Origin of the sequence: Citroniella saccharovorans (genome assembly GCF_035481615.1) — a bacterium.
GTDB lineage: Bacteria > Bacillota > Clostridia > Tissierellales > Peptoniphilaceae > Citroniella > Citroniella saccharovorans.
The window spans coordinates 1-23,157 of sequence record NZ_JAYKOT010000003.1 but is presented as its reverse complement, the minus strand read 5'-3'; the positions used below and the strand labels follow the sequence as shown (position 1 = coordinate 23,157).

Sequence of the window (23,157 nt, the reverse complement as noted above, 5' to 3'; positions counted from 1 at the left end):
GTTATATTAATTAGTATTTTATCATTGTATTTATATTTTGTCAAATGTTTTTTTTATAGTAAATTATTATTATAGTTCTTTGTTATACTTAGATTTACTTTTCTTATCTTGTAGGAAATTTTACTTATTCTATTATTTCTATATCCTATAAGTTTTTATGATTCTTTAAATCCAATTTAAAAATAACTCTTCTATTTGGATAAATAAAAAACTGACCTCTTTTATCTAAATTTATCAAAACTACGAGGTCAGTTAATTTTTCTATAATTTATTTACTATTCTAAATATTAAGATAAGTATCTTATTTAATATCAAATATATTTTTAAACTTGCTTAAGATTTATTTTTTTAACCTTTTCAACTTCTTCTGGGAACATTCTTATATATCTTTCTTCACTTCCAAGCTTTATTTTAGTTAATTCGCTATAGTCAAGGCCCATTTCCTGTAAACTAGCTATTAATTTTTCAAGTTTTTGATCTTTTAAATTTACTGTAAGAACGCCGTCACTTATCTTACTATCAAAGCCACTTTCCTTGAATCTATTTAACTTTTCTTCATAGTCTCCTTCAAGTTTTACCTTGTAAATATTTTGATTATCAATATCTAACTTTTCTTCTAATAAAACTCCATCTTTCAAGAAGAATATATTATTTGTTAGAAGGTCGATTTGACTTAAGGTGTGGGATGAAATAAGTATAGAACTTCCATTTTTTGCCATTTCTTTAAGTAAAAGTCTAACTTTAATAACAGCTGTTGGATCTAGACCATTTAATGGTTCATCAAGGATCATAAGTTTTGGTTTGTTCATAATGGCCATGGCTATAAGTAGCTGCTGTTTCATACCTAGTGAGTAAGATCCTGTAGGTTTGTTAATGAAACTTTCTAAGCTCATTAAATTTATAACCTCATCAATTCTCTCTTTTGGAAGTTTTTGAACTCTTCTAATAAAGTTTAAGTGATCCATTCCGCTTAAATAACTATATAGAACCCTATTATCTTTCAAAAATGATACTTCATAAAATATACTTGTATCTGTATTTTTCTTTCCTACAACTTCTATTTTTCCCTTGCTTGGTTTTAAAAGATTAGAAATAATATTAAATAAAGTAGTTTTACCTGCTCCATTTGGTCCAATAAGTGCATAAATACCAGGACTTTCAATCTCTAGATTAATCCCCTTTAAAACTTCTTTTTTCCCAAAGTTTTTCCATAAATCTTCCACTTTTAGTATGCTCATATTTTCCCTCCAATTTTTTTATAATTAACTTTTAATAATTCTTAGTTCTATATATTAGTTGTATAATTCTATTATATGCTTTTTATAAAATTTAGTCAATATAAGTGATTATATTAAATAGATATTTCAGTTTTACTTTGCATATTTTTCTACTTATAAAATATATATTAATAATTAGCTTATAGAGATAATAATTTTTTTCAAATAAAAAACTGCGACGAAAAGCCGCAGTTTCTATTAATTATTTATATTTTCATACTTATATTCATAGTGGATATTATTTTCTTTTTTCATACTATCATATTCTTTAAGCATGGTCTTGGTCTCTTTGGATAGTAAGAATAAAGAAATAATATTTGGAAGGGCCATAAGTCCCATAAAGACATCTGCTAATAACCAAACTCTTTCTGGATCAATTAGAGTTCCAACAAATAAAAATGCCAATGCTACGAACCTAAAAGAACCTATTACCATATTTTTATCTCCCGATAAAAGTTTTACGTTAGATTCGGCAAAGAAATACCAACCAACAATTGTTGTTAGAGAAAAGCAAGATAAGGCAATAGATAAAAACCCTTCTCCAAATTTTCCAAAAGCATTGAAAAAAGCTGACTGAGTCATAATTGTTGCATCTTTTGCCATAACTTGTGCTGGTATAGAAGCATTATATGAACCTGAAACTAGGTTAATTAAAACAGTTGATAGGCAAATCATAAAAGTTGATATAAATACTCCTATCATTGCAGTAAAACCTTGTTCACAAGGGTGATTTGTGTGGGCAACCGCATGAGAGTGAGGAGTTGATCCCATGCCTGCTTCATTTGAAAATAGTCCTCTTGAAAGTCCAAACTTTATAGTTTCTTGAACTGTAATACCAAGAATCCCGCCCCCAATAGCTTTTGGAGTAAATGCTCCAACAAATATCATCCTAATAGCTTCTACAAAACTATTTCTAAAAATTATAATGATTATTAGGGATCCTAGGATATAAAGTCCAGCCATAAAAGGAACAACTTTTTCTGAAAATGCTGCAATTCTATCCATACCGCCAGTTAATATCATACCAACAACAGCTATTAAACCAATTGTAATTATCGTTTGATCAAAACCAAATGATGCTGAAAGAGAAGTAACAACTGAGTTTGATTGAACCATAAGTCCTACGATTCCAAGTGCTAAAATGCATAAAACTGCAAAAACCTTTGAGAAAAATTTTGACTTTAAGCCATTTTTTATATAGTATGCAGGTCCACCTACTAGTTCTCCATTTTTAACTTCCCTATATTTCTGTGAAAGAACAGCCTCAGAAAAAATAGTTGACATTCCTAAAAAAGCCGAAAGCATCATCCAAAATGCAGCACCAGGACCACCTTCTGCTATCGCTGTTGCAACTCCAACAATATTTCCAGTTCCTACTTGAGCAGCTACCGCTGTTGCTAGGGCTTGAAAAGGAGTCATCTTTCCTTTTTCAACAGTTTTGCCTGATTTTATATCTTTTAGCATAGCCTTTAGCTGAGGAAATACTCTTGTAAATTGAGGAAATTTTAAAATTATAGTTAGATATAGGCCAAGTCCAATAAGACCTACAAGTAAAATATAATTCCAAAGAACCCCATTTACTGAATTTAAAAATTTAAATATATTATCTATCATTAAAACACCTCTTAACCCTTAAATGATTTAAGTAGAACTTCTGCATCTTTTTTAAGTTCTTCAACTTCTTTTACTAATTTTGTATTTTTTTCAATTGAGCTATCTTCCATTAATCTACTTAAAGAGCTTACTATATTTTGTGAAAGTCTAATTTGAAGACCTGTATTTGCATCTTCAGTTTCAATAGAAGTATCCTTAATTGATTCATATACTACAACTATTATAAAGGATCTTAATAGAGCCGCTACAAATAAAAACCAAAAGCTTTGATGGCTAATCTCTCTACTATAGATATAAAATCTAACAAAATATTCAACAGTGTTTGCGAAAAAGTCCGATAATATTAATAGTAGTATTAGAGGAGATTTATAAAAAGACTCTGTTTTTCTAACTAACAACTGATATGCAAATGCATAAGCTAGATAGAATATAATCTCAATTGCATAAGATAATACAATGTCTGTACTTAAAAGCCCTCCTGTTGAAAACACAATTAATCTGGTTAAAAAAACAAAAACACCAGTTACAATAGATGTCTTAATAATTGGAATAGAAAAATCCCTATGTAGCATGATTATCATAACCACAATTCCAAGAGAAACTCTTTGGTCGGAACCATTTCCAATACTTAAGTTAATTAAAGATGCTAAAGCTGCCAAAATAGCAATTTTGAAAATTTCCTTATTCTTATTCATTTTTCCTCCTTTTTTATGCTTAGTTTTAAAAAACTTACACTAGGTAAATTAACTAGTTCAACCAAGTAATCTAAATCATATAAATAATCATCTGAAACAAAGATAGTTAAGCCATGTTTAAAAAAATTTTTATATCCTTTAGTATCTCGTGGTCTTGCTGCCAAAACCTTTGGCACGTAGCTAACATTTGATCAAGAGCTTAGAGCTTCTTTTTTAATAGTGATTTCATTTATACTATTTTTTTTAATAAATAATAGTGCATCATCTGTAAAAGTTAGCATCTCAAACCCCCTATGCTTTATTATACCATATTTGTGGTTGTATTTTAAATAATCTCTCTAAACTTCATAAACCCTCATAGAAACAAGACTTTAAGGCTTTTAGTAAAATTATCATAAAATGAAAAATCAATCAAAATAAACACAAATCTGATTTATTTCTGCCGTTTTTCTGACGGCATAAAATAAAAAAAATTATAAGGTGAATGATATTAGATCAAAAAAAAGAGGGTAGCAATAAGCCACCCTCTAAAATTTTATTCCAATAAAAATCTACTTTTTATTTTATAAACTCCGAACTTTTTTTACTTACGCTATACAGACCACTAGCAGATAAGCCATATACAACCCCAGTAAAAAATGATTTAAAACTTATACCATTAATAGCAAGGCTGAAGACTATACCCAGCATAAGACTAAGTATAGGGTAAAATCTTTTGTCTTTTACAAAAGGCTTTAAGACCTCCACAAAACCTGTAATAAGTGCGGTAGTTATAATCTCTCCTGCCATTATTTAGTGCCCCCTTTTATACTTTCTACATATTTACCTACCTTAGAAAGAGTATCTGCTCTATCTATGCCAATAATTTTTTTAGTAGCACCTTTTATATCATATCCACCTACTTGGATGAGCTCATCAGCCCCAGTATAGCTTTTAAAGTCATCAGTCTTGACTAAAATGGCACTAGCACCTAAACTATTCACTAAGGCTAAAGCATTAGCCAAGTCACCATCATTAAAATATCCTACTATCCTAAAACCTTTAAACATACTATCACTCCCTTTTATGTCTACTTTATCATACTCATAAAGCTTATATTTTTCTATAATATTAATTAATTTTCCTGGGTATTTTGGATCCGTTGCATATCCATCATCATAAATTTTTTGACATGCCCTCTTGTAGTCCTTTTCTCCAATTAAATTTTTGTAGATATAGGCCCCATTTATACACCTGGTAGTAAGATATAAAAGCCTATCCCTTATTGACTCATCCCAGGACTTGTAAGACTTAAATCCAGCTAAGACTTCCACATACTTTCCGTTAATCCACTCAGAAGTTTTTTTCTTATAAATCCTAGTCCAGCTTGGATCAGTACTAGCCTTTATCCCAAAAATTGCATTTGCTCTTACTGCAAGCTCCGAATTTCCACTGTCAGACTCTAGGATAGCTTGAGCAATAGTAAGACTTGGTAGGATTCCATGAGTCTCCCAGCCTTTTATGGCACCATCTTTTATCTTTTCAATAAAATCTGGAGTAGAAAGTCTGGTCTTTTTAGATTCCTTTAGTTCTTCCATATACTTTGCAACCTTTCTCTTAAAAGGCTCCCAGCCATTATTGTCTAGCATCCTATGAGGACAGTACTTACCGGACCAGATTTGGTGATTTCTAAGCCTATCAATACCAAATCCCTTAGACAGTAAAAGTTTTGCCGACTTGTGTGCTGCATTATCCTCAGCTACTGGATACCTACTATCGCCCTTATCAAGAGAGTAGCAAATTTCAAGTGCTACAGACTTTGTATTTCCGTCACCTCTTCCATCTCCAGCATGCCAGCAGGACATATTAAGCCTTTGAATTTGTACACACTCTCTGTCATCAATCGCAAAGTGATAAGTAACTTCACTTTTCCCACTATGCACATACATAGCTTCGCTCCTAGCACTCACACGATTCGCTGTGTTGTGGATAGTTATATATTGCCAGTCCATCTCACCGAAAGTCCTAGTATCGCTTAAAGGTAAAAGCATAGTGGTTTCTTTATAACTTGCCATAGGATCGATCCCTCCTTTACTTTAAAATAATACTTAAAATATAGCCAACAATTCCACTAATTCCAGCAATTATAAGCTTATCCCAATACTGCACAGGTCTTTCAAGTATCTTCTTCACATCCATTTTAGTTTCCTTTGTTGTCATATTAATCACGTCAACCTTATACTCCGTCTTACTTAAATCCGACTTCAAATTCACAAAATTTTCTTCCAACTTTTCCACCCTACTTTTTACATCCAATAAATCCTCGCTTAAATTCTTCATACGCTCCATGCAGTTTTTTTCTTCTACACACATCTAACCACCTACTTTTTAATAAAATTAAGCATATCCCTCGCCCATTGCACTTGTTTGTGCAACTTCTTTTCCGTTATAGATAGCAGTGAAAGTTACATATCCAAAATTACTTGTATAAGTTGGACTAGTAACCGAACTTTGACCAGTGTATTCAATTCGGTCGCCTTTCATTGTATTGTCGGCATTAAGTTTTACAACGATTGTAATTGGCTTGATATCTTTAAATTTACTATCAATATCGACTTTATAATAGTAAGTCTTAAAACGTGAACCAGGTCTACTAACATCAACCCTTTCTAATCCATAGAAAAACTTACTCCAGTCCAGTCCTTGCCACACCAACTTATCCCCACAGTAGACCTCGGATATAGCCTTGTCGCCGATATAAATCTCTTTAGTGTCCTTATCGTTAAACTTAATCATAACTTACTCCTGCACAAAATATAAAGTGCTTGGGCCTTTAGTCATGCCAGTATAAGTTGCCTTACTTGTGATGACAAATTTTAAGTCCTTAGTAGCCCCACTCAAATTAGCCTTTATACTGTCATGGGTATGGTCTTTACTAGCCGTGTTTTCAATAGCACTTTTATTATCATGTATATCATCAACCATTAAATCTATAACATCGTTAAGATACATAGTGAAATAGTGCTCGGCAGCACTACTTTGAGTTTCTATATCAATCTCTGTGCATTTGTGCCTATGCTCCTTACTAGCCGTATCCTCAAGCTTATTTTGTAGGTTAGTCACATCTTCTATTGTGTGCTTATGCACTTTTTCAGCCCTATTTTCAATCGATTTACTCAAAGTCTCTTTTGTTATATTTAAATTATCTACACTAGGCACAGTATATGGTGCTGATTCTTTTTCTGTTCCAATAACTTTCACAACCCCTGCTGTGCTTGAAGTTGCATTAGGTATCACACCTTGCATAGTCTTATCCCAGCTCTCAAAAGTAGACTTTCTTTTCTTTTCAACTTCTACCCTTTGAGTTTCCTGACTTTGCCTTGCGTTTTCTTGTGATTCCCTAGTATTTTCAGCACTTACTCTTGTACTTTCAGCTGATTTTCTTTTACTTTCTTCGTTTTGTCTTGTATTTTCTTGACTGCTTCTTGTACTTTCAGCACTCACTCTTAGAGTTTCAGCACTTACTCTTTTCTTTTCTGCTTCAACTCTTTGTTTTTCCTGACTATCTCTTGTTATTTCGTTTGACTGCCTGGCGCATTCTTGATCTATTCTAGTCGATTCTCGAGACAGTCTAATAGATTCTTGTGACTGCCTAGCCTTTTCTGCACTAACCCTACTAGCTTCTGCAGCCATTACTCCCTCCATATCAGTCCTGATTTTCTTGACTGCTGTGGTGTCAGTTGATACCTGCTTTTGTTTATTTGTCACATCAACCCTAATTGCTTCCTGCTTTTGCAGACTATCTTTGTATGCTTTTTCTTGTGCGTCTACCCTTTCAAGTGCTTTTTCAAGCTTTGTGAAGTCAACTACTAGGTCTTTGCCGATACTTCCGCCATTGGCCATAGACTCGGTCACTTCAACTTCTTTTACTTCTGATTGAATTAATTCTTCAGACCCCTTATATAAAGCAATTTGAAGCTTCAAAGTACCAGCCTTAGAAACCATATCAGTAGACAAGTAAACCTTGTATCTTCCATCTTCGACTGTGGCTACTGTGTAGAAAGTTTTGTCAGGATAATTTGAGTTCACTCCGTAAAGCCTGCACTCATACACACTACTTGCTTCTAAAACTTCTCCATCAGTAGAGACCATCTCAACAAGAAAGCCCCTAGACCTAGTATCTCCTTGGACTGGCTGTAAGTATCCCAGCTGATTATCATCAAACCTTAAAGTAATCGATTTTATCCCTAAATCCATAAGCTACTCCGCCTTTTCTATTTCTTTTAACTTTTCTTCCACTTTATCCCTCATGCCAAAATTATTTCCTATCATCTCAAGCCTGATCTTTTTCTTAATCACAGCCTCGCAAAGCATATTAATTAGTACTTCCATTTTCCCCTCCAGTATTCGATAAAAGTAAGGTAAGTTCAAGAACCTGTCCCTGTAAGCTCTCAATTTCCTTATTTTTCGCTTCTAATTCCCTATTAAACCTTTCCATATCAAAGCTATCAACTTTTACCAAATCAAGCTCTATAAGGTCTTTGAGCTTATCTTCAGCCATCTTAAACTTATCGACCTTTTTGGTCATTACAGCTGTCATTTCTTCAGCGTTTAAATTAATTTCACATCTCATAAAATCATATGGAGGGCGGTTAGACTGAAATTGAATTGTTCCACCTATATATACTCCACCACGTTCAATATCAATTTTTGGTAATACATCTACATAATCAATTTTCATAACTTATCCTTTCTACTCCTTCCACTTCCACGTGCCATCACTTGCCCTTATGAGCGGATATCCTCCGGCTTGTATTGGAGATCCTTGAAGATTTAAAAGACCGCTACAGCCAATGGCAAAACCATTACTATAACTAGCTTTGAACCAGCCCGACCCATTCATAAGAGTTAGACCATTTTGTTCCAGCGAGTGCCTATTGCCATTCGGATTTGCGGCTATTCTTCCCTGGGCCTCAAAAGTATTTGATCCATAGTCAAAACTAAAAGCACTTGAGTTCGCATTAAGACTAGTAGCAGATCCGTTAATCGAAGCCTGCCTATAATTTCCTGACAGATAAGATGAGGAGTTACTAACAGTTCCCGTGTGTGTCCCACTAGAGTTAGTCGTTAAAGTTCCAGTAGTTATCGAATTTGCACTTAAGTGCTCAAACCTCACATCCCTACCGCTAATAGTCCCAAAGACAGCACTACCACTAACCTGAAAATCTCCATTAACTCGAGTTTGTCCGTCAAGGATTATATTTTTCCCCTGGATCCTTGCATTTTCAGGACTTAAATTTATAGCGGAGATTACACCGTCTTTTCCAACTTTTAGGTCAATCTCTTTTGCTTGTGCTTCAAATTTGCTTTCTGTATCTTTCTTCAAGTCGTCTACAAGTGAGATTTTTAAATTATTTGTCCGTGGATCGTATATGATTTTATTAGCCAAGTTAAAAGATCCCTTGTCCATGCTTAAAATAAATTTCCCTTGTTTATCCGATAAGACACCTGCTTTGAGTAGGTCAGCACTTAAAGTTCCTGTATCTATAAAGTCAGCTACTATGTGACCGTCTATTGTAATTCCTACACTATAAGGTCCTAATATTCCATTGTGACTGAAACCAATCCCATTTTTGTTAATCCTTACAACTTCTTTAGCTGTGGACATGTCGGCTGTATCCATTACAAGAATTTCAAAAGGCTTTCCGTCCGCAGTAGTTCTTGTGACTATGTTTCCTCCTGATACTCCACTTAGTTTGTCCGTAGCTTCTTTTTGTTTTTGTTCAAGTTCACTAGCTTTTACTTCTATCTTTGAGTCTATCTCTTTGATTAGTGTCCCAGTGTTTTTTGCCATAGAGTTTGTAAAGTTACCAATCTCTATGCTTTCAAATCTTTCTTTCAAGCAGTCGTACTTATAAGAAATTACATTAGATTTCAAGTTAATATCAAGTTTTGGTACTATCACGTGTACTACGTCGTAAAGGTCAAGTTCCTCAAGCCATACGTACTTCTTGTAGTCACTTGTATTTCTAAGACTTATAAAGTTGACCTCATAATTTACTATTGGTTTATCAATATTATGCTCTGTAAAATACTTTTTAGCTTCTTCTCTTACGTACTTTTCTTTATCTTCTACACTTTCGGGTACTTCAATCCTGATTTCAGCTACCTTTGGATAAGCATATGAGTCTATAAGAGGGCTTTCTATATACTTTTCTTGTATCATATGGACGATATTATCTTCCACCCACGTCGGCATTATTTTTGTGATAACTTTACTGTCGTCTATGCTTTCGCTTATACCTTGTAAATTCTTTCCATACCTGATATCGTAGCCGTTATCTCTACCTTCGACTATATGCTCTATCAGGAAGTTGTCTCTTCTTATATATCCTCCCCAGTTTGCTATCAGGCAGTTGTCAGCCCCAAGCATAGCTTGAATTGGGTTTTTTCTCACGTAGTAAGCAGTTGATATTGTACCTACTTTTGAGGTGCTTTTAAATCTATGAGGATATAGAGTTCCTCCAAGAATTGAGTTCAAGGCTCCCGCACCATTTGTCGCAGTTGGTCTTGAATCTTCTATAAAATTTCCCAGTAGGTCATAGAAGATATGTCTTCCTTTTGCTGTAGTCTTTCTCAAGTCATGGTGTGAGTTGTAAATTCTGAAAAGTTGTTCCCCTCTAGGTGTTGGAGCTTTAATTATCTTTCCATTTTCTAGTCTTTTATCCAACTTAGACTCATACTCTAGCTCAAAAATTCCGTTTTCATCTTCTTTTACATGACACTTATATGGGTTGAGTATTGTCTCAATGTGATTAAAGTCAGTTTCCGATTTGTTAAAAAGTCTTATCATAGTTCTCTCCAGTATGGGACAATTTCCAGTTTTGTAATTCCACCACTAAAAGATATATAATTTCTACCTTCTTCAAAGATAGGATACTCACCTTCCATGTCTTTTCCTTTTGGTAAGTTGTCCTTGTGTGTAATCTTAAGTTTACTGTCTATGGTTACATAATTTTCTATGTTGCTTAAGTTAATAATTTTATTGTTTATAGAAAGCTTTCCGTTTCCACTCCCATGCACTTTTATTACAGGTTCTGAATATATAGTCCCAAGGTTATATATACTTATACTTTTATCCGTCTTTATTGGATGCCTTCCTCTTTCAAGATAAAAGAAAGGTTCAACTAAGAAGGTGACTTTCATTGAATTTCTACAGCAACCTAGAGGATTTCTTTCCATTACGTCGATTACATCAGCATAAAAAAAGCCATCAGGATCTACAGAGGTTCTTAAAATTCCGTTTCCTGATAGCCACTTATTTATATCTCTTACTTTGTCTTTCTCAAAGTTTGCGAAGGTCACTTCTCTTTCATAGCTTTCAAAGGTGCCAAGTCTATCTATAATCTGACCTGACCTACCTTCAACTGTGTGTCTTTCTATTCTTTCTTCTGCTCTTTTTCTTCTAGTCAAATTCTGCACTACGAGGGCAAACTCTCTGTTAGTCTTATTATTAAATTCAATTTTTATCATAGTCCGCCCCCGTAAGCAAAGTTATTTGAGTCTTGCTTGTCTGCAAGTTTTCTATCTATTTCATCTAAGATAGCACCTATCAAAGTATCTCTATCTAAATATACGTTCGTATTCTTTTTAGCGATTACTTCTAAAATTTCTATCATACTGTCAAACTTTTCAAATCCTAATATTTCAGGTAACTTCTCTATAGGCATTACTGCTTCAGGTCCTGCTTCTCCTACACCTTTAAGTCCGTACGGTGTGTTAAAAAGCGTTGGTTTATCAAAAATACCACCTTTCGCATACCATTCTACTCCAATTCTTGGTACTCCTTGAGTCGCCCACTTTAATGGGTTCATTGAACCAGAAAAAGTAAAATGCGGCATTGGTAAGTGTGGCCACTGAAATTTAAAGTTAAACTTATCCTTTATAGCGTTAATAGCATCGCTAACTACTTTCTTAGCAGCATTAATAGGGGTTTCTATAGCGCTTTTTACTCCATCCCATATAGTAGTTGCTGTAGATTTTATTGAGTTAAAAACATCTGTCACTGTAGTCTTGACTCCGTTTACAGCAGTTGAGACACCTGTCTTAATTCCATTCCACACTCCATCAATAGCCGATTTTATGCCGTTCCAAGTATTAGTAGTTGTTGTTTTGATTGCATTCCATATGCTGTCGATTGTACTTTTTACCGCATTTATGGCACTGCTTATCCCTGACTTTATACCACTCCACACTCCATCAATAGCCGATTTTATACCGTTCCATACAGTTGATGTTATGCTCTTTATTACTTCCCATGCAGCGTTTATTACATTCTTTACATGATCAATGGCTGTCTGGACAATGGTTTTTATGGCATCCCATACGCCGCTTAGAATACCTTTTATGCCGTCCCAAACTCTTGACCAATCGCCTGAGATGAGGCCCATAGCTACATCAATCACGCCTTTAATTATGTTCATGGCCGCATCAACTATGCCTTTTATGCCATCCCAAATATTATTGATTATTGGCATAATGACTCCACCAAACTGTGTCCATGCAGCTTGAATTAGTTCAACTCCTGCACTAACTATCTCAACAATCTCTGATATTACACTTCCTACTGTTTCTTGTATTGCTGGCCAATTGGTCTGTACCCAGTCAAAAATAGCTTGAAATGCTGGCAAAAGATAATTTTGAAAGATATCTACAGCTGCTGTAACTAAATTACCTATTACTTCAAAAGCTGTGCTTATTACAGATTGTATCATTGGCATATTAGCTATTACCCAGTCCAAAAAGCTTTGAATAATTGGCATTACTTCAATTCCTACTTTTGCCACAACCGTACCTAAAGATCTTTTTACTTGGTCCATAGAGTCCGTAAAGACTACTCCTGCGTTTATTGCTTCATCACTCATTACTAAACCAAGTTCTTCAGCTTTTTGTTTCAGTTCTTCCACAGAGCCACCTGTAGAGTTTAAAAGTGGCATAAGTTCGAGTCCAGCTTTACCAAACATATCAAAGGCAAGTTGTGATTTTTCAGCACCTTCAGGAAGTTCTTGCATTTTCGTTACGACTTCTTCGAATACTTGTTCTTGACTTTTAAGATTGCCGTTCAAGTCTGTGGCCGATACTCCAAGTTGTTTAAAAGCTTCAGCACCTTTGCCTGTGCCTTGCACCGACTCGTCCATACGTTGAACCATGGTCTTCATTCCGACTTGCATTTTTTCTATACTTGTTCCTGATTGGGATAAAATGAAATCCCATTCTTGAAAGCCTTTACGACTTATCCCTATTTTTTGTGAAAGCTTGTCTACTCTATCTGCAACTGCTGCCGATTTGTTAGCCATACCAAAAAGAGCCGCCCCACCTGCAATTGCAGCTCCACCGATAGCAGCTCCCCATTTTGCTACAGTTCCTGCTCCTGAAAGAAACTTCTTACCTAAGGCTACGACTTTAGAATCCGTCTTTTGTAAAGATTTATCTGCTTTGTCAGAGTCAATGAAAATTGACCCCATGAGTTTAAATATTTCTATAAGTCATCACCTCCGTGTAAATTTTTTAAAATATTTTCTACTTGATCTAAAATTTCTTTACCTGTTCTTGTGTCCTTTGTAGTATGCTTTACTTTAATTAATTTATCTTTGAAGTCCGTAAAGCTAATTTCCGATTGGTAAGGTATCCATCTTTGAATTAAAATATCTTCTTGTTTTTCTTGTAAAGCCTTGTTTACAAGTTTTATGAAAGTTTTAAAATCTAAGTCAAGAGGATACCTCATATCTCCATATCTAAAAAGGAGCAAGTCAGTGACTTCTACTTCGTCAACTTGCTCGCTCGCTCTAAAAAATCTTTTATTCCTTTTATATTTTTGAATTGTTCGATATAGTCTAGATATTCACTTAAAGGAAGTTCTCCTATTTCTTTTCCAGTCACACCTGTAAGACTTCCTAAAAATTCGTTTACTTCTTTTTGTGCCAGGTGTAAATTACTGAAGATTTTCAGGACAAGTTCAGCTCCTGCTTGCTCCTGGGTCATACCTTCTGTGATTTCAATTTTGATATCCATTTTTGAAAGAATTCTAGATACTTTAAAGATATCATTTCCTTTCAGCTCTCTAAATTCTTTCATGCTATGCTCTCTCTTCTGGTATTGTTGGGAAGTAAATTACAAAAGGTGGTTTTGATGTATCTTGTCCGTCATTGTAGCCTGTGAAAGCTAAAGGGATTACACCTTCTGATTTATCTTCAAGTTTCAGTTCTATACCTTTGCTGTTCAAAGCATTAAATACTTGTATTATTACAGGGTCATTTGATCCCGATAAGGTTCCTACCCAAGTTATATTTTCTATATAGTCTGAAAGCTTTATACAGTTTCTACCTTCAATTTTTGTATATACTCCTTCTTTAACGTTTCCTGTAACTGATATTGCTAAAGACATTGCAAGGTTTTCTGCTGTAACTTCAATAACATTCGCTTCAAGTTCTACTTCCCAATCTTCAAGGATTTCAGAACCTTTTACTTTTCCTCTAGCTCCGTCGACTTCTATTGTTCTAAAAGTTGGTACGGCTTTGAAAGTTCCTCCGCCTTTAGTTGCTCCTATCAGCTTATTTTTTGCAGTTTCTACTGTGTCTTTTTCAAAGTCATAATTCTTATAAAAAGCACCTGCGTCTAGTAGAAAGTGCTGAGCCGTATTTGCTGTAATTCCGTTTACTATATTACATACTCCCATAAATTAACTCCTCTCTGTGTATCTTAATTCAAAGATTACTGTTTTTCTTTTTAGTGTCTTGTCTTCGCTACCTGTGTCCACAGTCCTATCAAAATAAAGTGAGTACTGAATTTCTTCGTCGATATATCCTGTCAGGTCTAATTTATTTATTAGATCCTTTGTAATATCATCTACTCTTTTACTTGATGTACTTTTATCCCACACGTCTAAGTCAAGTGTATAAATGCAGTTAGCTCTATTGTTGTAGCTAGAACCTAGACTATAGACTACATATGGAAAGACTGCGTCATCTGGTGCGTTTTCATAGTACACCTTAGGATATACATTTTTTAATTGTGTTGTTAGTTGTGTTTTTAAGTGTCTCATTATTCTTCACCTGGTGGCGATTTGTATTCAGCGTCTCCTGGATCTGAAGGCTCCCCATTCAAAGCACTTAAATATTGTGCTTGAATTTGCTGTATCTGGTCTATGTTGTCATAAGTCGTATTTCTAAGTGAGCCGACTTTTCTCATTCCCATGTCTCCAAGTTCCTGACCCACAGAGTACCAAGCCCCATGCTTGAAACCTATCTGTAAATCTGCTTCTTTATTCCTTACCCAATATTGAGTATTGTAAGGTCTTCTATGTCTTTTCATTCCGTGAAGTTTCTTTAAGTCCATGACTACAATTTTTCTAAGATACTTCGCTGTGTCTCGAAGTGCTGCTCTTGAAAGTTCTGTGATAAGGTATTGGGCTTGGTCTACTTTACTTTCATAAGTAACTTCAACCTTTCCTTTTCTTGCCTTGATTTTCATCTTAACATTAGGCATTCCCAATATTAACACCTCCGTAGCATGTTATTTCTAAACTTCTTAAACCTTTCCTGTAGGTTCTCAAGACTTGATATCTTGTACTTCCGTGTATCAATTCTTTTTCATTTTGATAGTCTAGGTAGTCTGATATCTCAAATTTTATTTCAGGTTGTAGCCCGTGTTCCATAGCCTGATAAAATTCTTTTTGACCTATGCTCATCATCTTTGCTAGGACTTCTCTACTGGTCTCAATCTCGATTAGTTCCGCTGTTTCGTCAGTGTCGTATTCTTTTTTAATTAATTCTATTACTTCACTGTACATTGTAGTCACCACATAAACTCAAAGCGTCTCTTAACATTGAGTAAGCTTTGTTGTATCTGTCTCCCTCATTTTCGAAGTTATACTGATATCTACACCACAGCTTGATAGCTTTGATTATCAAAGGGTCTTCGTCATCTATTTTGACAATACCTACTCTTTTCAAATCAAGTTTGCAAGCTTCGATATTATCTTCTATATCTTCATCTATGAGGTCATGACTAATTCTCAAGTCAAGTTTTATTTTATCCAGCATTTTATCTCCACCTTAAAGTTAAAGGACAGAGATTACTCTGCCCCTTTGGTTTTTGCTTCCTTAATTTCTTTAACTTTTTTAACTTCTTCTACTTCTTTTATTTCTTTGACAAGTTTTCTTTCGATCATATCTTGGACTCTTTCTTTATCCTCAATTTTGATTTTTTCTCCTATCCTGTAAATCTTTTCAGGATTGTACTTGTCTACAAAGGCTTGTATGACTTCTAACATTATGCGGCACTTCCTATTGTGATTAAAGCTCCTGCTTTATCGTTTGTCATAGTACCACCTGAAATTACAATACCTGCTATTGTGTGTACGTGAGTTTTGATGTTCTTATCTCTTTCGATTAGTAGAGGTTGAACGACATTTTCAGTGTATTGGCCTGGGTCAAGGATTAGAATTTCATCTTCTGCAAGTGCGTCTTCTTGCTTGATGCCTATTCCTAAAAGTTGTCCAACGATTGCGTTTTGATAATCTGGTATAAATGATATTTTTCTATCTGCGTCTTTCATATTTGCGATTGCACCATAGAAAGCTTTATTAGTTGAGTAGATATAAGTTCTGCCTACTGATTTTAATTCTGCTAAAGCTTTTAGTACGTCTCCAAGTTCAAGACTTCCACTAACTTTCGCTTTAAGTTTATTATCAGTGTGTAAGTCCTTTTTGATTTGAGCTACTATATTCTTTGCCCATTGTGAACCTATTCTATCCCCTATCTCTTTTACAAGATATTCTTCAAAAGCTGGGATTGATAGCTTACCAAGCCTGTAAGAGAAGTCTACATGTTTAGAGATATCTTCTCCAGTGAGTGCCACATTAACAAAAGTGTTTTTTTCGTCTTCGTTAGCTTCCCCTTCTTTTACATTCTTAGCGTCCCCTGCGTTGATTGAAACGTGCTTTACGATTGAAATCACTGTCCCTGTTTGTAAAACATTAACGTCTTTTAGGATTGGGTGACTTTCTTCCATCAATGAATAGATTTTGTTTTGTAGCTCTTTTGGTATTACTTGTCCAGTGTTTTCAGTTGTGTGTACGAAGGCTCTTTCTTCTGCTTCCTCCAATGGTAAACCTAATAGATTTTTTAAAAAAGCACTTCTATATTCTTCTGTTTCATAAACTTTTCTTGTTTCTTCATCTTCTTCAAAGCTTCTTACTGTTACACCAAAGTTTTGGTTGGCGATATTGTCAAGTAAAGCTTTTCTTGTTTCTTCGTTTTCTAAAAGATTATTTCTCTTTTCGATTAGCTCGTCTGTTTCTTTCTTTAAAGCTTCAACGTCTGCGTTTTCATTTCTTAATTCTTCTTTTATTTCTTTTAGTCTTAGTTCAATTTCTTTTAAGTTCATATTATCTTTCTCCTTCTAGTTCTAGTAAAATTTTTAATTCTAATCTTTTGCGCTCCTGACTCTCCTTCAGGGTCTTGTCAATCACTCCGTGAACAAGATCTCTAGCATTTATGTTAGTGCTTTCGTTAGCAGGTCTGCTAACAGCAGAAACATCAAATATTTTTTTCACGGACTTATGTTTAATAGTCCTAGTCTTTTTGTCATAGTCGTAGTCTCCTACTCTAAAACCCCAGGACATTTTAGTTATAAGTCCTGACTCTATTTCTTCATAAAGTTCTTTTGCTGCACTTGACTTACTTAAGTCTGCTGCAATGAAAAGTCCTTCGTCATTTGGTTCTACTATCAAAGTTCCGTTTGATTGTCTTGCAAAGACTTTTCCAGCATGGTCAAATTGCATAATCACGTCAGACATATCTGTGTCTTTGAAACACTCTCTATCAAATTCTTCAAAGACTTTGCCGTCTTCATCTTCATAGAGTAAGTAAGGCTCAAACCTTGTCGCATAACCTTCTACATAGTAGTCAGTATCTATCCTTTTTTCTTTTTGTGTAGTTTCTAATTTCTCAAGGACTGCTCTATATTGTCTATCTTTTTTGAAATTGTCCATCTTTTTATCTTCCTTCTTTTCTTTATGGTCTTCAAACCACTTTTCTATGAGTTTCTTTTCTCTATCTTTATCTGGTCTTGTGCTATCTTTTTCTAAGTTTTTCAAACACTCATCTTTTGAGGTTTTCATCTTTTCATATTCTACGTCTTCTATCCCAATATCTTCTTCTATGAATTTCTTCAAGTCATCACTTGGATAGGAGACTATAAGGTAAGCATTTTCTATATCTTCATCTTCGCTATATGTTCTTAGAAAAGTTCCCCTCATTTTGATTACAAGGTTTTGTATCCAGTCTATAATTTCATAGTCTTTCCCATAGATCAATGCTCTTTTTATTTGATCATAATCAAAGACAACATCTTTATCTTTAAGTTGTTCTTGACAGTGAGTTGTCTTTCCACTGCAAGGTGGTCCCCAAATTACTTTTAGCATTATTCTTTGTCCTCCTGCTCTTCATACTGAACGGTGTCTGCGTCAAGTTTTGAAGTTTCAGCGTATTCTCTTCTGATGTATCTTTTATCTCCTTCGTCCCCTATGCCCGCCATGTTAAAGACTTCAAGTCCTTGATTTTGTGTTATGAAACCTCTATCGAAAAGTTGTGTCACTGTAGACAACTTTTCATCATTACTAAGATATTGAAGTCGATTAGCCGTGAAGATTATATTATTACCAAAAGCTATTTCTCTATCTGAAAAAACCATATTAGAATGTACCAAGCTAAGTTGGATTGCAAAGGGTTCAATCTTGCCTTCATAATAAGCATTCCATTCACTAGAATTAAATTTATTTTGTAAGATCGCTTCATTCGTTCCAAAGTAAGTGAAGACACTTTCTTTTATTTGTTGCATTTGATCTGGATCCACGATATAAGGTTTGCTTTCAATCTGCTTTATGTCTTCGTACTTTTGGTCAAAGAGTAAAACTCCACCAGTGTTTGAAGAGCTAAGATTGTTCTCTGTAAATCTCTTTCTTTCGTCCTCGATATCTTTTTCTTTTAAAGTGTGTGCAAGTTTCGCTAAAAATCTTATGTTAGCACTTGATTTCACACCTTCAATAATTCCTTGGTTATTGGTGTCTATTACTTCAAGTGTTGGTTGAAGTGCCGCATTGTTTTCTCCAAAGAAGTCATCCTTATATTGAAACTGGTTCAGTAGTCCCGCTTTTTCAAATTCAATTGCTCCTTTTTTGCCAACTCCAAATTCGTACACCAAATAAAGCTTCCCTTTGTATTCTGTCAACCTACAACTTTGAGGGAGTAGAGGGAAGAAACCTGTAACTTGTCCATAATCATCATGAAGTGGCAAGATGAAAGCATTGTTCTGTACTTGAAAGATTGTTGCAAGCCTATATAAGTACTTTGTTGTATCCTGGTAAGGATTAGGTTTGTACTGTAGTTTCTTTTCTAAGGTTTTATTCCCTGAACCTTTTACTTCTGGCTTGAGCTTACTTACATGAGTCGCAAAGCTGTGGACTGCGGCTCTTGTAAGTTCCATTTCATATAGTCCACCTTCAAAAGTTGTAAAGGCTGGTGTATATGCGTTCAAAGTTTCAAAGTATTCATTTAAAAGTACTTCTTGTTTTTCTTTTTTAAAAAGATTTGAAAAAAGTCCCATATTTCACCTACTTAAATTGCATGTGACAAATCTCATTTAGATTAAATATATGGACCAATTCATCCTTTACGTATATCTTTGTAATTCCATTATCTTCTTGATCATAAATGATATCTTTTTTGTCACAGTCTATTTTTATTATTCTCTCTGTACCATCAGCGAATTTTATATATATTTCCATGCGATACCTCCTAATTCATATTGATGTATCTATCTTTGTTGTCTTGTAAAACTTTATATCCACACAATAGTGCTATTGTTCCATCTATTCTTTGTGTATGGTCTAGTTTCTTTACTGGTTGAATATTTCCGTTAACATCGGTTTTTATTGAAGTATTCATCAAGCACCATTTTAAAATTGGGTTGTTTTGATAAACTATATTCTTTTCTATGAGTTCAGCTTTCAAGTCTTTCATAGGTTGAGAAAGTGTTATTGCTCCTTGTCGTACTGGTATCATACAGTTTTTACCAAACTCTGTTTCAAATTCTCTTAGTAGTGTATCGTCTATATGCCACGGGTCATATCCTATGAACATTACATACAGTCCTTCTTCATCTCTAAGTTCTTTGAACCAATTTAAGAAAATTCTTTTGTCACATTTGCCACCTGGACAAGTTCTTAAGTATCCTTGTTTCTTCCACAAGTCGTATGGTACTTTATCTCTTTCAACTCTATTCCCTGACTTTTGTTGTTCTTCGATAACTTTCTCTGGTATCCAAGCCATGCTTCTAACTTGTATTTGTTCATCTCCTGGTCTTTGACATAAAGCCACAGCAAAATTCAAGTCTGTTGTGTCTGCTGCGTCAAATCCTCCAATACAGTAGTCGTATTTTATTGAAGATACTTGTTCGTTGTTAAGTTCTTCGTATCTCAACCACGAGGACTCATCAGTTTGTTTCATGTTGAAATCTTTAACCATTACTGTTGGTTTAAAAGCTTGGTCATCTTTTGCCTTTTGTACCATTTGTTCCAAGTAGTCAATTTTCTTTATTGTTCCAAGTCCTGGATTTGCTTTAATCCACATGTCAGGGTTGTCCCATTCTTCGTATGTGTCTAGTTCGTAGATATAAGGCAAGAAGTGTTGATCGTTTATTTCTCCTTTTAGCCATCTTGCAGCGTAATCATACTGTGCGTCAAACACAGAGTCTCTCACAAATCCATTTGTTGAAATGGTGAATAGTAAAGGTTGATTTCTTGAACCCATTGACTGTTTCATCAAGTCATATAGATCCCTATTCTTTATTGCTGCAAGCTCATCTACTATTACACAGTGTGCGTCTAGTGAGTCAAGGCTTGATGTGTTACTAGCCATTGCTTTTATAAAAGACATTGTTGCTGGAAAGTATATGTCCGCAGCTCTCTTCTTTGTGTGCTTCTTCAAGAGTTTACTTTGAAGTCTCATGTTTACAGCAGCGTTGAAACCTTTCTTCGCTTGGTCAAGTTTGGTGGCTATATTATAGATTTCAGCTCCACCTTCTCCGTCTCCCATGAGCATGTAGAGTTCTATTGCTGCACACTCTGTTGTCTTTCCGTTCTTACGCCCTTCTATGATATTAACTTCATTGATTTGTCTATAACCTTCATCATCTACAAATCCAAAGATTGCTTGTATTCGTGCTTTTTGAAATAATTCTAGTTTTAGCTTTTGTCCTATATCCCCAGCAGGTACATAGCAGAAGTTTTCTATAAAGTCTATTGGTTTATTTGCAAGTTCAAAGTCAAAGTGATATTCTCCGGACTTATAAATCTTTCTAAAAGAATTTCAGCGACTTTCTTCATCTTGTCACATGATACGATTGTTCCGTCATAAATTTTAGTGTGGTATTCTTCAAAAGGTGTCATTATTTATCGAGCCATTTTGTAAACTCGTCTTCCTCTGCGTCTTCTGGTATATGTTCAATTAGAGTTTTAATTATTCCATTATAGTTTCGTATCATGGTGTTGTACGTTTTGCTTGCTGGGTGTTCTTGCACGACTTCAAATCCATTTCCATTGGTGAAAGTCTTCACAGCTCCTTCTTCTTTTATTCTTTCTTGAAGTTCAAAAAGTGTTTGCTCCATGAAAGCAGCTTCAACGTACAACTTTTCTATGAAAGTCTTTTTATCTTCATCTATGTTTTTGAAAATTCTTTTATATTTGTTTATGTTTTTCTTAAGTAATTTATCTCTTTCTAAGTCTGTCAAAATTCTCACCCCTTATGGAAGTTTTTTCACTCATGATAAATAAAGTTGCCCCTTCGGTCCTAGAACACTTGTTGGTATCTCAATCTATGGGGGCTATCTTTCTACAGGCTGCCCTTCCTCGTCGAACATACAACACAGCCCACCTTTACCAAACGTCTTTTTGTTGTGACACTCCAAACATAAGTATTGCAAATTATCATGATTTAAACTTATCCATGGATTAGTTATATTATCTTCAGTCAGCTCTTCTATATGGTCGACTATATATCCAAGCCTAGACCTGCAATGCTCACACATACCACCATCCACAAGTCTACGCTTCCCTATGTAACTTTCTCTACAAGCCTGCCACCTCTTTGAATTATAAAACTTCTTTGCAAACTTTCTTGCCATACTCTAAGCTCCCACCCCTGCCATAAAATGAACGAGTATATATTCCCTAATCACTGATAAAATAATGAAAAATCCTATTAAGTATGGCTAAATCTTCTAATTTTTAAGCTGCCGGTCTAGCCACTCCCGAGCCTACTCGCTTACTAGCCGCTATGAAAGGAGGCTTTTTCCTGAGGTAGCGAAATTCCTTGTCGGTTAAAACTCCTATCAAAACAAAAAGACCCTCAAAAAAGAGAGCCTTTTAACGAAAAGAGGTAAATTTATGAAATTACAGTTAGGAAAGTTTCATAAAATCAACTTTTCACACATATAGTATACCACAGAGACTAGTGCAAAAGTGTGCAAAATTTCATAAAAAGTGTGCAAAAGTGTGCAAACTTTTAAAATAAAACTAACTTTTCAGAATAGCCCTAAGCTCATTTAAAGCAACTCCGTGCAAATAGTGAACAGTTCTCAAGCTACAAAAAAGACTGTCAGCCACATCCTGCCAACTCTTTTTATTTAAGTACCTCATAGACATAAGAAGCCTTTTATCCCCATCAAGATGACTAAAAAGAATAATCGCCCTCTCCTTTCTTGCCACAAGCTCATCAATATCAGAATTAATCTTAGACTCCAAGTCCACGATCCTGTCTACAGTTCCTGTGAAGCATTTATTTGATGGAGACGTCTTTACCTTATCCAAAGAGTAATCGAAAGATTTAATCGTCGTTTTAAGGCTTTTAAGCTCCTCTAATTGCCTAAGCTCTGAATCGATTAGACTATCCAGATAAAAAATCATCTTTAACTCATCCTTAATATCCAACCTTAAACCCCCTTCCATACCTTGCGTAAGCCTTAGCTTGTAGGTCCTCTATAATCTCGTCACCGATATTTCCAACGAACTCGGTAATGAATCCATGTCTAAAAAAGTCCTCACAGTCTTTTACAGTCCTTTCAAAAAACTCCTTTAGTCTAGGATTTAGATTTCCGTACATAAGCTCGCCATAAGACCTAATATAATCTTCCTTTGCAAGAAGAGTCACAGCTTCAATGAGATTCAAACAACCCTCAATACTATAGTCCCTATAATCACCAAGATTATAATCCTTTTTCTTTTTGATTATTTCTATCTTTTTATCAGCTACTTTGTTGTAATCAATAAGCTTAGAAATCCTACTAACCTCTTGAACCATATCTTCTGAAAAATAATGCCTTTTTAAGTGATCAAGCCCTGGGACTTTCAAAGACCCCTTAGGAATATAAACTTTAACAATATGGTTTAACCTAGACTCCGAAATACCACACAGCTTCATAGTTTCTCCAAAAGCGTAGTAATTTTTCCCGTCTTGCTTTATCATAAATCTTCA

At 34.8% G+C, this 23,157-nt stretch carries 32 protein-coding genes; all 32 read right to left on the bottom strand.

Going from position 1 to position 23,157, the window contains the following annotated elements; genetic code table 11:
- Nucleotides 1-323: 323 nt before the first annotated feature.
- Nucleotides 324-1,238 carry an ABC transporter ATP-binding protein gene (locus tag VLK81_RS02650; protein WP_324618993.1) on the bottom strand — a complete coding sequence of 305 codons (915 nt, stop codon included), beginning with the start codon at nucleotides 1,236-1,238 and terminating at the stop codon, nucleotides 324-326.
- A gap of 237 nt (nucleotides 1,239-1,475) precedes the next feature.
- Nucleotides 1,476-2,891, bottom strand: coding sequence for an alanine/glycine:cation symporter family protein (locus VLK81_RS02645; RefSeq protein WP_324618991.1), 1,416 nt, complete (start codon nucleotides 2,889-2,891; stop codon nucleotides 1,476-1,478).
- Between the two features lie 11 nt (nucleotides 2,892-2,902).
- Nucleotides 2,903-3,586, bottom strand: coding sequence for a hypothetical protein (locus VLK81_RS02640; RefSeq protein WP_324618989.1), 684 nt, complete (start codon nucleotides 3,584-3,586; stop codon nucleotides 2,903-2,905).
- Entirely contained in the window at nucleotides 3,583-3,762 is a 180-nt protein-coding gene (locus tag VLK81_RS02635) for a hypothetical protein (RefSeq protein ID WP_324618987.1), read from the bottom strand. Before VLK81_RS02635 ends, VLK81_RS02640 begins: the two co-directional genes overlap by 4 nt.
- 382 nt (nucleotides 3,763-4,144) lie before the next feature.
- A complete protein-coding gene (locus tag VLK81_RS02630) occupies nucleotides 4,145-4,375 on the bottom strand; it encodes a hypothetical protein (protein ID WP_324618986.1) in 231 nt (76 codons plus the stop codon).
- A complete protein-coding gene (locus VLK81_RS02625) occupies nucleotides 4,375-5,640 on the bottom strand; it encodes a glucosaminidase domain-containing protein (protein ID WP_324618984.1) in 1,266 nt (421 codons plus the stop codon). The genes VLK81_RS02630 and VLK81_RS02625 overlap by 1 nt, the downstream gene beginning before the upstream one ends.
- Before the next feature lie 16 nt (nucleotides 5,641-5,656).
- Complete coding sequence (locus VLK81_RS02620) at nucleotides 5,657-5,938, bottom strand: hypothetical protein (protein ID WP_324618947.1); 282 nt, start codon at nucleotides 5,936-5,938, stop codon at nucleotides 5,657-5,659.
- A 24-nt stretch (nucleotides 5,939-5,962) separates the two neighbouring features.
- The gene (locus VLK81_RS02615) at nucleotides 5,963-6,361 is read right to left on the bottom strand and encodes a hypothetical protein (protein ID WP_324618946.1); all 399 of its coding nucleotides are present in this window, start codon (nucleotides 6,359-6,361) and stop codon (nucleotides 5,963-5,965) included.
- Nucleotides 6,362-6,364: 3 nt separating this feature from the next.
- Entirely contained in the window at nucleotides 6,365-7,822 is a 1,458-nt protein-coding gene (locus VLK81_RS02610) for a hypothetical protein (protein ID WP_324618945.1), read from the bottom strand.
- Nucleotides 7,823-7,825: 3 nt separating this feature from the next.
- Complete coding sequence (locus tag VLK81_RS02605) at nucleotides 7,826-7,957, bottom strand: hypothetical protein (RefSeq protein WP_324618944.1); 132 nt, start codon at nucleotides 7,955-7,957, stop codon at nucleotides 7,826-7,828.
- Entirely contained in the window at nucleotides 7,941-8,306 is a 366-nt protein-coding gene (locus VLK81_RS02600; protein WP_324618943.1) for a hypothetical protein, read from the bottom strand. The genes VLK81_RS02605 and VLK81_RS02600 overlap by 17 nt, the downstream gene beginning before the upstream one ends.
- A 12-nt stretch (nucleotides 8,307-8,318) precedes the next feature.
- Entirely contained in the window at nucleotides 8,319-10,418 is a 2,100-nt protein-coding gene (locus VLK81_RS02595; protein ID WP_324618941.1) for a phage tail spike protein, read from the bottom strand.
- Nucleotides 10,415-11,098 (bottom strand): hypothetical protein, encoded by a 684-nt coding sequence (locus tag VLK81_RS02590; RefSeq protein ID WP_324618940.1) that lies wholly within the window; start codon nucleotides 11,096-11,098, stop codon nucleotides 10,415-10,417. Before VLK81_RS02590 ends, VLK81_RS02595 begins: the two co-directional genes overlap by 4 nt.
- Nucleotides 11,095-13,089 carry a phage tail tape measure protein gene (locus tag VLK81_RS02585; protein ID WP_324618939.1) on the bottom strand — a complete coding sequence of 665 codons (1,995 nt, stop codon included), beginning with the start codon at nucleotides 13,087-13,089 and terminating at the stop codon, nucleotides 11,095-11,097. The genes VLK81_RS02590 and VLK81_RS02585 overlap by 4 nt, the downstream gene beginning before the upstream one ends.
- A 14-nt stretch (nucleotides 13,090-13,103) precedes the next feature.
- Nucleotides 13,104-13,349: a hypothetical protein gene (locus tag VLK81_RS02580; protein WP_324618937.1), complete on the bottom strand. Its 246-nt coding sequence runs from the start codon at nucleotides 13,347-13,349 to the stop codon at nucleotides 13,104-13,106.
- A gap of 35 nt (nucleotides 13,350-13,384) precedes the next feature.
- Nucleotides 13,385-13,699, bottom strand: coding sequence for a hypothetical protein (locus VLK81_RS02575; RefSeq protein WP_324618935.1), 315 nt, complete (start codon nucleotides 13,697-13,699; stop codon nucleotides 13,385-13,387).
- 1 nt (nucleotide 13,700) lies between these two features.
- Nucleotides 13,701-14,300 (bottom strand): hypothetical protein, encoded by a 600-nt coding sequence (locus VLK81_RS02570; protein WP_324618933.1) that lies wholly within the window; start codon nucleotides 14,298-14,300, stop codon nucleotides 13,701-13,703.
- Nucleotides 14,301-14,303: 3 nt separating this feature from the next.
- Entirely contained in the window at nucleotides 14,304-14,666 is a 363-nt protein-coding gene (gene gp17 / locus VLK81_RS02565; RefSeq protein ID WP_324618931.1) for a tail completion protein gp17, read from the bottom strand.
- A complete protein-coding gene (locus VLK81_RS02560; protein WP_324618929.1) occupies nucleotides 14,666-15,109 on the bottom strand; it encodes a hypothetical protein in 444 nt (147 codons plus the stop codon). Before VLK81_RS02560 ends, gp17 begins: the two co-directional genes overlap by 1 nt.
- Entirely contained in the window at nucleotides 15,102-15,413 is a 312-nt protein-coding gene (locus tag VLK81_RS02555) for a phage head closure protein (protein WP_324618928.1), read from the bottom strand. Before VLK81_RS02555 ends, VLK81_RS02560 begins: the two co-directional genes overlap by 8 nt.
- Nucleotides 15,403-15,666: a head-tail connector protein gene (locus VLK81_RS02550; RefSeq protein ID WP_324618927.1), complete on the bottom strand. Its 264-nt coding sequence runs from the start codon at nucleotides 15,664-15,666 to the stop codon at nucleotides 15,403-15,405. Before VLK81_RS02550 ends, VLK81_RS02555 begins: the two co-directional genes overlap by 11 nt.
- Nucleotides 15,667-15,698: 32 nt before the next feature.
- Entirely contained in the window at nucleotides 15,699-15,896 is a 198-nt protein-coding gene (locus VLK81_RS02545) for a hypothetical protein (protein ID WP_324618926.1), read from the bottom strand.
- Entirely contained in the window at nucleotides 15,896-17,011 is a 1,116-nt protein-coding gene (locus VLK81_RS02540) for a phage major capsid protein (protein WP_324618924.1), read from the bottom strand. Before VLK81_RS02540 ends, VLK81_RS02545 begins: the two co-directional genes overlap by 1 nt.
- Before the next feature lies 1 nt (nucleotide 17,012).
- Nucleotides 17,013-18,050, bottom strand: coding sequence for an HK97 family phage prohead protease (locus VLK81_RS02535; RefSeq protein ID WP_324618922.1), 1,038 nt, complete (start codon nucleotides 18,048-18,050; stop codon nucleotides 17,013-17,015).
- The gene (locus tag VLK81_RS02530; protein ID WP_324618921.1) at nucleotides 18,050-19,231 is read right to left on the bottom strand and encodes a phage portal protein; all 1,182 of its coding nucleotides are present in this window, start codon (nucleotides 19,229-19,231) and stop codon (nucleotides 18,050-18,052) included. Before VLK81_RS02530 ends, VLK81_RS02535 begins: the two co-directional genes overlap by 1 nt.
- 7 nt (nucleotides 19,232-19,238) lie before the next feature.
- Nucleotides 19,239-19,412 (bottom strand): hypothetical protein, encoded by a 174-nt coding sequence (locus VLK81_RS02525; RefSeq protein WP_324618920.1) that lies wholly within the window; start codon nucleotides 19,410-19,412, stop codon nucleotides 19,239-19,241.
- A 10-nt stretch (nucleotides 19,413-19,422) separates the two neighbouring features.
- Nucleotides 19,423-20,886 (bottom strand): terminase large subunit, encoded by a 1,464-nt coding sequence (locus VLK81_RS02520; protein ID WP_324620437.1) that lies wholly within the window; start codon nucleotides 20,884-20,886, stop codon nucleotides 19,423-19,425.
- A 38-nt stretch (nucleotides 20,887-20,924) separates the two neighbouring features.
- Nucleotides 20,925-21,074, bottom strand: a complete 150-nt coding sequence (locus VLK81_RS02515) for a hypothetical protein (protein WP_324618982.1) — start codon at nucleotides 21,072-21,074, stop codon at nucleotides 20,925-20,927.
- Nucleotides 21,074-21,415 (bottom strand): hypothetical protein, encoded by a 342-nt coding sequence (locus VLK81_RS02510; protein ID WP_324618918.1) that lies wholly within the window; start codon nucleotides 21,413-21,415, stop codon nucleotides 21,074-21,076. The genes VLK81_RS02515 and VLK81_RS02510 overlap by 1 nt, the downstream gene beginning before the upstream one ends.
- Before the next feature lie 93 nt (nucleotides 21,416-21,508).
- Nucleotides 21,509-21,808 (bottom strand): HNH endonuclease, encoded by a 300-nt coding sequence (locus VLK81_RS02505; RefSeq protein WP_324618917.1) that lies wholly within the window; start codon nucleotides 21,806-21,808, stop codon nucleotides 21,509-21,511.
- A 391-nt stretch (nucleotides 21,809-22,199) separates the two neighbouring features.
- Nucleotides 22,200-22,613 carry a hypothetical protein gene (locus VLK81_RS02500; protein WP_324618916.1) on the bottom strand — a complete coding sequence of 138 codons (414 nt, stop codon included), beginning with the start codon at nucleotides 22,611-22,613 and terminating at the stop codon, nucleotides 22,200-22,202.
- Nucleotides 22,603-23,148 (bottom strand): hypothetical protein, encoded by a 546-nt coding sequence (locus VLK81_RS02495; RefSeq protein WP_324618915.1) that lies wholly within the window; start codon nucleotides 23,146-23,148, stop codon nucleotides 22,603-22,605. Before VLK81_RS02495 ends, VLK81_RS02500 begins: the two co-directional genes overlap by 11 nt.
- Nucleotides 23,149-23,157 lie beyond the last annotated feature (9 nt).

Coding starts and splice junctions, on each gene's coding strand:
- VLK81_RS02610 (WP_324618945.1), bottom strand. CDS start 7,822: ATGGATTTAGGGATAAAATCGATTACTTTAAGGTTTGATGATAATCAG.
- VLK81_RS02575 (WP_324618935.1), bottom strand. CDS start 13,699: ATGAAAGAATTTAGAGAGCTGAAAGGAAATGATATCTTTAAAGTATCT.
- VLK81_RS02600 (WP_324618943.1), bottom strand. CDS start 8,306: ATGAAAATTGATTATGTAGATGTATTACCAAAAATTGATATTGAACGT.
- VLK81_RS02535 (WP_324618922.1), bottom strand. CDS start 18,050: ATGCTAAAAGTAATTTGGGGACCACCTTGCAGTGGAAAGACAACTCAC.
- VLK81_RS02630 (WP_324618986.1), bottom strand. CDS start 4,375: ATGGCAGGAGAGATTATAACTACCGCACTTATTACAGGTTTTGTGGAG.
- VLK81_RS02550 (WP_324618927.1), bottom strand. CDS start 15,666: ATGCTGGATAAAATAAAACTTGACTTGAGAATTAGTCATGACCTCATA.
- VLK81_RS02555 (WP_324618928.1), bottom strand. CDS start 15,413: ATGTACAGTGAAGTAATAGAATTAATTAAAAAAGAATACGACACTGAC.
- VLK81_RS02580 (WP_324618937.1), bottom strand. CDS start 13,349: ATGAGGTATCCTCTTGACTTAGATTTTAAAACTTTCATAAAACTTGTA.
- VLK81_RS02625 (WP_324618984.1), bottom strand. CDS start 5,640: ATGGCAAGTTATAAAGAAACCACTATGCTTTTACCTTTAAGCGATACT.
- VLK81_RS02640 (WP_324618989.1), bottom strand. CDS start 3,586: ATGAATAAGAATAAGGAAATTTTCAAAATTGCTATTTTGGCAGCTTTA.
- VLK81_RS02605 (WP_324618944.1), bottom strand. CDS start 7,957: ATGGAAGTACTAATTAATATGCTTTGCGAGGCTGTGATTAAGAAAAAG.
- VLK81_RS02545 (WP_324618926.1), bottom strand. CDS start 15,896: ATGTTAGAAGTCATACAAGCCTTTGTAGACAAGTACAATCCTGAAAAG.
- VLK81_RS02515 (WP_324618982.1), bottom strand. CDS start 21,074: ATGACACCTTTTGAAGAATACCACACTAAAATTTATGACGGAACAATC.
- VLK81_RS02560 (WP_324618929.1), bottom strand. CDS start 15,109: ATGCCTAATGTTAAGATGAAAATCAAGGCAAGAAAAGGAAAGGTTGAA.
- VLK81_RS02645 (WP_324618991.1), bottom strand. CDS start 2,891: ATGATAGATAATATATTTAAATTTTTAAATTCAGTAAATGGGGTTCTT.
- VLK81_RS02595 (WP_324618941.1), bottom strand. CDS start 10,418: ATGATAAGACTTTTTAACAAATCGGAAACTGACTTTAATCACATTGAG.
- VLK81_RS02620 (WP_324618947.1), bottom strand. CDS start 5,938: ATGTGTGTAGAAGAAAAAAACTGCATGGAGCGTATGAAGAATTTAAGC.
- VLK81_RS02585 (WP_324618939.1), bottom strand. CDS start 13,089: ATGGGGTCAATTTTCATTGACTCTGACAAAGCAGATAAATCTTTACAA.
- VLK81_RS02540 (WP_324618924.1), bottom strand. CDS start 17,011: ATGAACTTAAAAGAAATTGAACTAAGACTAAAAGAAATAAAAGAAGAA.
- VLK81_RS02615 (WP_324618946.1), bottom strand. CDS start 6,361: ATGATTAAGTTTAACGATAAGGACACTAAAGAGATTTATATCGGCGAC.
- VLK81_RS02650 (WP_324618993.1), bottom strand. CDS start 1,238: ATGAGCATACTAAAAGTGGAAGATTTATGGAAAAACTTTGGGAAAAAA.
- VLK81_RS02570 (WP_324618933.1), bottom strand. CDS start 14,300: ATGGGAGTATGTAATATAGTAAACGGAATTACAGCAAATACGGCTCAG.
- VLK81_RS02495 (WP_324618915.1), bottom strand. CDS start 23,148: ATGATAAAGCAAGACGGGAAAAATTACTACGCTTTTGGAGAAACTATG.
- VLK81_RS02505 (WP_324618917.1), bottom strand. CDS start 21,808: ATGGCAAGAAAGTTTGCAAAGAAGTTTTATAATTCAAAGAGGTGGCAG.
- VLK81_RS02530 (WP_324618921.1), bottom strand. CDS start 19,231: ATGGGACTTTTTTCAAATCTTTTTAAAAAAGAAAAACAAGAAGTACTT.
- gp17 (WP_324618931.1), bottom strand. CDS start 14,666: ATGAGACACTTAAAAACACAACTAACAACACAATTAAAAAATGTATAT.
- VLK81_RS02525 (WP_324618920.1), bottom strand. CDS start 19,412: ATGGAAATATATATAAAATTCGCTGATGGTACAGAGAGAATAATAAAA.
- VLK81_RS02590 (WP_324618940.1), bottom strand. CDS start 11,098: ATGATAAAAATTGAATTTAATAATAAGACTAACAGAGAGTTTGCCCTC.